Origin of the sequence: Hypericibacter sp., from assembly GCF_050729195.1 — a bacterium.
Classification (GTDB): domain Bacteria; phylum Pseudomonadota; class Alphaproteobacteria; order Dongiales; family Dongiaceae; genus Hypericibacter.
Genome location: NZ_JBOHKS010000128.1, coordinates 1 through 7,352 on the forward strand (window position 1 = coordinate 1; position 7,352 = coordinate 7,352).

The following is a 7,352-nucleotide window of genomic DNA, read 5'->3' on the forward strand; positions in this document are numbered from 1 at the left end:
GGAAGCCGAAGCCCAGTGCCGCCGAGGTTTCCGGCTCGAACTGGAAGCTCGCATCGTTGAGCCGCAGCTTCGCGAGGCTGTCGCGCAAATTCGGATATTCGGCGGCGTCGATCGGGAAGAGTCCGCAGAACACCACCGGCACCGAGGGCTTGAAGCCCGGCAGCGGCTCGGGTGCCGGCCTCCGGTCGTCGGTGATGGTGTCGCCGATCCGGCAGTCCGCGACTTCCTTGATGCCGGCGATGATGAAGCCGATCTCGCCCGGCCCCAGCTCCGGCACCGCGACGCCCTTGGGCGTGAAGACGCCGACGCGCTCGACCACATGGGCGGCCCCGGTCGACATCATGCGCACCTTGACGCCGGCTTTCAGCGTGCCGTCCTTGACCCGCACCAGCGTGACCACGCCCTGATAGGCGTCGTACCAGCTGTCGATGAGGAGGGCGCGCAACGGCGCTTCGGCGTCGCCTGTGGGCGCCGGCAGGCGCGTCACCAGCGCTTCCAGAATATCGTCGATGCCGATGCCGGTCTTGGCCGAGATCAGCACCGCGTTCGACGCGTCGAGCCCGATCACATCCTCGATCTGCTGGCGCACCTTCTCAGGCTCGGCCGCGGGCAGGTCGATCTTGTTCAGGACCGGGATGATCTCGTGATTGTTGTCGATCGCCTGATAGACGTTGGCGAGGGTCTGCGCCTCGACGCCCTGGCTGGCATCGACCACGAGCAACGAACCTTCGCAGGCGGCCAGGCTGCGGCTCACCTCATAGGCGAAGTCGACATGGCCCGGCGTGTCCATCAGGTTCAGCGTGTAGGTCTTGCCGTCCTTCGCCGGATAGCTGAGCCGCACCGTCTGCGCCTTGATGGTGATGCCGCGCTCGCGCTCGATATCCATGGAATCGAGCACCTGGTCCTTCATCTCGCGATCGGTCAGGCCGCCGCAACGCTGGATCAGCCGATCGGCCAGGGTCGATTTGCCATGGTCGATATGGGCGATGATCGAGAAATTGCGGAGCAGGCTGAGGTCGGTCATGGCACTCGCAAGGGGGCGATGAGATCCGGGAAATCGATGGTCGAGGCTCGGCATCGAGTCAGGCGCCGGGTCGGCAAGGCCGGCCCGACGGCGAAGAGACGCAGTCGGCAAGGGCGGAAGCGGCTCGTTGGTCCTTGAGGCCGGTCCCCGTTCGGTTCGGTCCCGGAGTCGGCTCGCGCAGGGCCCGCGTCGGCGCGGGCAGGAACATAGGGCCCACCCCGCTTGCTTGCAACCGCGAGGGACCTCCCGCGGGACCCGCCGAACGCCGCAGGCCGAATGAGGGGAAGCACTACGTTAAACCGTATTATATACCTTGTTAAACCGTATTATATACCTTATCGTATATAATGCCGAAACACTCGCTCCGCTAGCCATCCACCATAACATACGATATCGTATATTATGGCCAGACCGGCAACCCATCGGGCGGAGGATTGGATCGCGGCGGGCTGGCGCGCCTTGAGCCAGGGCGGGCCGGCGGCGGTCCGGATCGAGGCCCTGGCCCGGGATCTCGGCGTCACCAAGGGAAGCTGCTACGGCTATTTCGCCGACCGGGCAGCACTTCTGGGCGCCATGCTGGCGCAGTGGCGCGAGCGGTCCGGCGGCGCCCTCATCGCCCGGGTCGAGGCGCAGAAAGGGACTCCCCAGCAGCGGCTCTGGGCCCTGATCGAGACCGTCATCCGCGAGGGTGCCCGCTCGCCCGAGCCGGCCTTGCGCGGCTGGGGCCGGAGCGACCCTGCCATCCGCGAGGCGCTGGAGGCGCTCGACCGCCAGCGCCTCGGCTATCTCGAAGGGCTGTTCCGGGCCATGGGATTTCCGGCGGCGGACACGAACGCCCGCGCACGGCTCTGCTATCTGACGCTCATCGCCGAGCATCAACTGGGGCTGGCGGCCAGCACCGAGGAGCGGCTGAGCGCGGCCCGGGCGCAATTCGCGCTGCTGACCCGGGCCTGACGCTCGGCGCTTCGGACGCCGTTATTTATGCCCGCTATTGCCGATGCGGCCGAAGGCGCTGCGGGCGCCTTCCTCGATCGGCATCCAATATTCGCTCGCGACCCGCATCGCCATCGTCGTCAGCTTGCCGGCCTCCTCGAGATATTGCTCGGTGGCCTTGGCCGTGAAGTCGCGATGAAGCGCGAGGACGGCGGTCGGATCGGTGCATTGCATGAGCGCCGCCGATCGCTCGGCGCTTTCCTGCAGGCGGGCATGGGTGAAGTCGACCATCTCGCGGCTCCAGGCCATCATGCCTTTCACCATGACGTCATTCGCCTTCAGCATCGCATTCATGGTCGTGCTGCCGGCGCCGGCCCAGGCCTGGGCGTCCATCATCGGCATTGCTGCCGTCTCGACCGCCGCGTGCGGCACTTCGTTCGCGGATCCCGTCGAGACCGAAGCCTCGGGTTTCACAGCTTCAGGCATCGACCAGGCGGAGGTCGGCGCTTCGAGATTCGGCGCATCGGCTTTCGGCGCCTCGACCGGCGCCACTTCGGCGGCGAACTTTTCATCAGGGGTCTTGTCGGCGCGGACAATGGTCGGGCGCGATACTTCGGCCTGCGGAGAGACGCGTGCCATGGCTTCAGCCTCCTGTTTTTCGGGAACCGGTTCCGTGCTGCGACGCGCCTGCCTCTGAGGCAAGAGCCTGGCATGCGGGGTTGCCCGATGGGGAACGTTCGCGAGCGTCAGCGCGTTGGTTTCGCCATTGAGGAGATGAGGTCGAAACGACGCCGCCGACTTGTCGAAGACCTTAGGCTCGTAACGACAGGAGCTCTAGTGAACTTGCTGAGACAATTGATCGATTTCCGTTCAAACGCGGGCCTTTCACGGCTCATTAAGGGCGCTGACATAAGCTTGTCACAGCGTCTCGCCTGGCTCGAACGAGCCCGCCTTTCCGGAGAAATCTCATGACCGATCCGAACGACACCGCGCGCACCGCCGCGCTCTGGATGATGCACAGCGCGGCCTTGAGCCGCCTGCTGCGCGCCAACGGCCGGGACGATCACGCCGACCAGCTCGAGGCGGCGCTGAGCGAGGTCGGCAACATCCTGACCGCGAAGGTCGGCGAGGACGCTTTCACCGACGCGATGGATTGGGCCAGCGCGCAGCTCTGGGACCAGCAGGGCTTCCTGCCGCAGAGCACCACGCGGCATTAGAGGGGCGAAGTCGCCTGACTTCACGCCTTACTGTCATCCCGGCCCCCTGTCGCGCCATAGGCGCGCACGAGGACAGGCTACGGCCGGCATGACGAAGAAGGCGCGCGTTACTTAGCGCGCTCACTCACGACCGCAACACCGCGCCCGTCGCCCTCATCACCGCGGCCACGATCTTCTGCGAGACCTGCTCGATCTCGGCGTCGGTCAGTGTGCGGTCGACCGGCTGCAGCGTGACCGAGATCGCGACCGACTTCTTGCCGGCCTCGATGCGGTCCCCCTCATAGAGATCGAACAGGCTGACATTCTGGATCAGCGTCTTCTCCGCCGATTTTGCGGCGCGGATCAGCTTGTCGGCCGGCACGTCCGAGGCGATCAGGAAGGCGAAGTCGCGCTCGACCGGCTGATAGGCCGAGGCCTTCAAGGGCGGACGCTGCGGCCCGCTCTTGGCCTTGGGCTGCGGGATCGTATCGAGCATGATCTCGAACGCCACGGCCAGCCCTTCGAGGCCGAGCCCTTCGGCAACGCGCGGATGGAGCGTGCCGAAACGCGCCAGCACGGTCGGTCCCAGACGAAGCTGGCCCGACTGGCCCGGGTGATACCAGGCGGGTGCATCGGCCGTGACCTGGAAATTCTCGACCGGCGCGCCGAGGATCGTCAGCAGCGCCATTGCATCGGCCTTGGCATCGAACGCATCGACGAGCCGCGGCTTGTCGCGCCAGTGGCGCGGGCCGGTCTGGCCCACGCGCAAGCCCGCCGCCACCAGCGCCTGACCTTCCGGCGTAGCGTCGGCATAGTGCGGTCCCACCTCGAAGAGCCCGAGATCGCCCAGGCCCCGGGCCGCATTGCGCGCGGCCGCCATGACGAGGTTCGGCAGGATCGAGGGCCGCATCACATCGAGGTCGGCCGAGATCGGATTGGCCAGCATCAGCTCCGGCTTGACGCCGCCGAAGAAGGCGGCGGCGGCCGACGAGGTGAAGGAATAGGTCACGGCCTCGAGCATCCCGCGCGAGGCGAGGATGCGCTTGGCCTGCTGGCCGCGGCGCTGGCCCAGCGTGACCGCGGGCTCCGGCAGCGGCGTGTCGCGCTCCATCGGGACGGCCGGCACTTCGTCATAGCCTTTGACCCGCACCGCCTCTTCGACCAGATCGGCTTCGCCTTCGATATCCGCGCGCCAGGAGGGCGGCGTGACGCGAAGGGTCTTGCCTTCGGCCGCGACCTCGCAGCCCAGCGCTTCCAGGATGCGTCCTGACTCCGCGGCCGGCAGATCGAGTCCGCCCAGCGCGAAGACGCGCTCGGGGCGCAGATGCAGCGGCCGGCGCCATTCCGGCACCGCACCCGCTTTCACCACATGGCTCGCCTCGCCGCCGCAGAGCTCGCGCACCAGCTTGGCCGCGATCTCCGCGCCCCAGTCGGCCGACATCGGATCGACGCCGCGCTCGAAGCGGTAGCGCGCGTCGCTTTCGATGCCGAGCCGACGGCCCGTCGCCGCGACGCGCTTGGAATCGAACAGCGCCACCTCGAGGAACACGTTCTTCGTTTCGGGCGTGCAGCCGGTGAGCTCGCCGCCCATGATGCCGCCGATGCCGTGAACGCCCTTGCTGTCGGCGATCACCGTCATGTCGGGCTCGAGCCGATAGGTGCGGCCGTCGAGCGCCAGGATCTCCTCGCCGTCGCGCGCGAGGCGCATGGTGAGGTCGCCGGCGAGCTTGTCGGCATCGAACACATGGAGCGGGCGGCCGAGATCGAAGGTCACATAGTTGGTGATATCGACCAGCGCCGAGATCGGCCGGAGACCGATCGCGACCAGCCGGTCCTTGAGCCATTGCGGGCTCGGGCCGTTCTTCACATGGCGGAAATAGCGCCCGACCACATAGGGGCAGGCCTTGTCCGCCTCGGCCGGCAGATCGCGCCGCCAGCGGATCGGGCTGTCGAAGCTGCCTTCGGCCTTCGCGATCGTGAGGGGTTTGAGTTTGCCGATACCGGCCGCCGCCAGATCGCGCGCGATGCCGCGCACGCCGAGGCAATCGGCGCGGTCGGCCGTGATCGCGATGTCGAACAGCGGATCGTCGAGCCCCATCACCTTGGCGAAGGGCACGCCCACCGGCGCATCGGCTGGCAGCTCGATGATGCCGTCATGATCCTGGCCCAGCCCCATCTCGCGGGCCGAGCAGAGCATGCCGTTGGAATCGACGCCGCGGATATTGCCCTTCTTGAGATCGACGCCGGTGCCGGGGATATGGCTACCGGCGGGCGCGAACACGCCCTTCATGCCGGTGCGCGCATTGGGGGCGCCGCACACGACCTGAACCGGATCGCCTTCGCCCGTATCGACCATGCAGACCCGCAAGCGATCCGCATTGGGATGTTGCTTCGCCTCGATCACATAGGCGACGCGGAAGGGCGCCAGATCCTTGGAGCGGTCCTCGACGCTCTCGACCTCGAGGCCGAGCTTGGTCAGCCGGTCGGCGATCGCCGCCGCGTCCGCCGTCGTGTCGAGATGGTCCTTGAGCCAGCCGAGCGTGAACTTCATCGAGGGCCTCCCACGAGGTTCGGCACATCCAGGGGCTGGAAGCCGTAATGGGAGAGCCAGCGCGCATCGCCGTCGAAGAAGGTGCGCAGATCGGGAATCCCATATTTCAGCATGGCGATGCGCTCGATCCCCATGCCGAAGGCGAAGCCCTGGTAGCGTGTCGGATCGACGCCGCCCAGCTCCAGCACCTTGGGATGAACCATGCCGCAGCCCAGGATCTCGAGCCAGTCGCCGTAATTGCCGAGCTTGAGCTCGCCGCCTTTGCGCGAGCAGCCGATATCGACCTCGGCCGAGGGCTCGGTGAAGGGGAAGAAACTCGGGCGGAACCGCAGCGGCAGATCGGACACGCCGAAGAAGGCGCGGCAGAACTCGGTGAGGCAGCCCTTGAGATGGCCCATATGGGTCTTCTCGTCGATGACCAGCCCTTCGACCTGGTGGAACATCGGCGTGTGGGTCATGTCGGAATCGCAGCGATAGGTCCGGCCGGGTGCTATGATGCGCATCGGCGGGGTGTGCGATTTCATGTAGCGGATCTGCACCGGCGAAGTGTGGGTGCGCAGCAGCTTGCGCCCCTCCAGATCCGTCGGCGTCGCCGCCTTCCCGTATTTTCTTTCTCCACCTTCCTCTGCACCGAGGGCGGTGGGGTTGCCCGCGGGCGAAGCCCGCTCTCTTTCGGTCGCCGGCGAAGCCGGCATGCGGCCATCGCCCGAGGTGCCACGACCAGAGTCGTTGGTGGGGCGGCCGCTGCCCGAGGCGCCTAAATAGAAAGTATCGTGCATCTGGCGCGCGGGGTGATCCGGCGGGATGTTGAGCGCCGTGAAGTTGTAGAAATCCTCCTCGATGTCCGGACCTTCCGCGACCTTGAAGCCCATCTCGCCGAAGATGGCGATGATCTCGTCGATGGTCTGGCTGATCGGATGGAGCCGGCCTTGCGGGCCGGTGCCGACCGGCAGCGTCATGTCGAGCTTCTCGCGCTGCAGGCGCGCATCGATCGCGGCCTCGCCGAGCTGCGCTTTGCGCGCCTCGATCGCCGCTGCGACCGCATCCTTCAGCTGGTTGAGAGCGGCGCCTGCGCCCTTGCGCTCGTCGGGCGTCAAGGCGCCCAGCCCTTTCATCAGGCCGGAGATCTCGCCCTTCTTGCCGAGCGCATCGACGCGCAAGGCCTCGAGCGCATCGAGGCCGGATGCGGCCGCGACCGCCTCGAGCCATTTCTTCTCCATCCGCCTTGCATCCTCGAGCATCGAACCTGTCCTTGGGAGAAAACTCATATGCGTAAAAAAGCGAAGGGGCCGAACATGGCTCGGCCCCTTTTCGCTTGGTCTTGTTGCCGTCTCTGGCGGGTCGCGATCGGTTCAGCGCCCTGCCCGAGCCGGCCGCAATGAAGCGGGCCGTCGTCGCGCGGTCAGGCCGCCGGTAAATCGGTGCGTTGCGATCGCCATTTCCATGGGGCCGGAGGATAGGCGCAACGCCGGCGGCCGGTCAATCGAAGGAGGCGGCCCCTACCAGGGATCGCGCCTATCAAGAATCACCCCGTCCCCTCCCCCGCGATGCCTCGCTAACGCTCGGCACCGCTGCCCCTCCCGCAAGGGGAGGGGACGTAATCCCTATTTCTCTAGCCCCCTCCCCTTGCGGGAGGGGGTAGGGGGAG

At 66.8% G+C, this 7,352-nt stretch carries 6 protein-coding genes; 2 read left to right on the plus strand and 4 right to left on the minus strand.

Annotation, left to right across the window (positions count from 1 at the left end):
• The coding region (gene lepA, locus ACREE8_RS09800) for a translation elongation factor 4 (RefSeq protein WP_431572803.1) at positions 1-1,024 on the minus strand (1,024 nt) is incomplete at its 3' end.
• 402 nt (positions 1,025-1,426) lie between these two features.
• On the opposite strand from lepA, the gene ACREE8_RS09805 reads away from it, so the two are divergent.
• Positions 1,427-1,978: a TetR/AcrR family transcriptional regulator gene (locus tag ACREE8_RS09805; protein ID WP_431572804.1), complete on the plus strand. Its 552-nt coding sequence runs from the start codon at positions 1,427-1,429 to the stop codon at positions 1,976-1,978.
• Between the two features lie 21 nt (positions 1,979-1,999).
• On the opposite strand, the gene ACREE8_RS09810 is transcribed toward ACREE8_RS09805, so the two are convergent.
• A complete protein-coding gene (locus ACREE8_RS09810; protein ID WP_431572805.1) occupies positions 2,000-2,596 on the minus strand; it encodes a phasin family protein in 597 nt (198 codons plus the stop codon).
• Between the two features lie 329 nt (positions 2,597-2,925).
• Here ACREE8_RS09810 and ACREE8_RS09815 point away from each other — a divergent pair, with 329 nt between their 5' ends.
• Entirely contained in the window at positions 2,926-3,174 is a 249-nt protein-coding gene (locus tag ACREE8_RS09815) for a hypothetical protein (RefSeq protein ID WP_431572806.1), read from the plus strand.
• Positions 3,175-3,298: 124 nt separating this feature from the next.
• Here ACREE8_RS09815 and pheT read toward each other — a convergent pair whose 3' ends face one another.
• Positions 3,299-5,704 carry a phenylalanine--tRNA ligase subunit beta gene (gene pheT, locus ACREE8_RS09820; RefSeq protein WP_431572807.1) on the minus strand — a complete coding sequence of 802 codons (2,406 nt, stop codon included), beginning with the start codon at positions 5,702-5,704 and terminating at the stop codon, positions 3,299-3,301.
• Positions 5,701-6,924 carry a phenylalanine--tRNA ligase subunit alpha gene (gene pheS / locus ACREE8_RS09825; RefSeq protein ID WP_431572808.1) on the minus strand — a complete coding sequence of 408 codons (1,224 nt, stop codon included), beginning with the start codon at positions 6,922-6,924 and terminating at the stop codon, positions 5,701-5,703. The genes pheT and pheS overlap by 4 nt, the downstream gene beginning before the upstream one ends.
• Between the last annotated feature and the right edge of the window lie 428 nt (positions 6,925-7,352).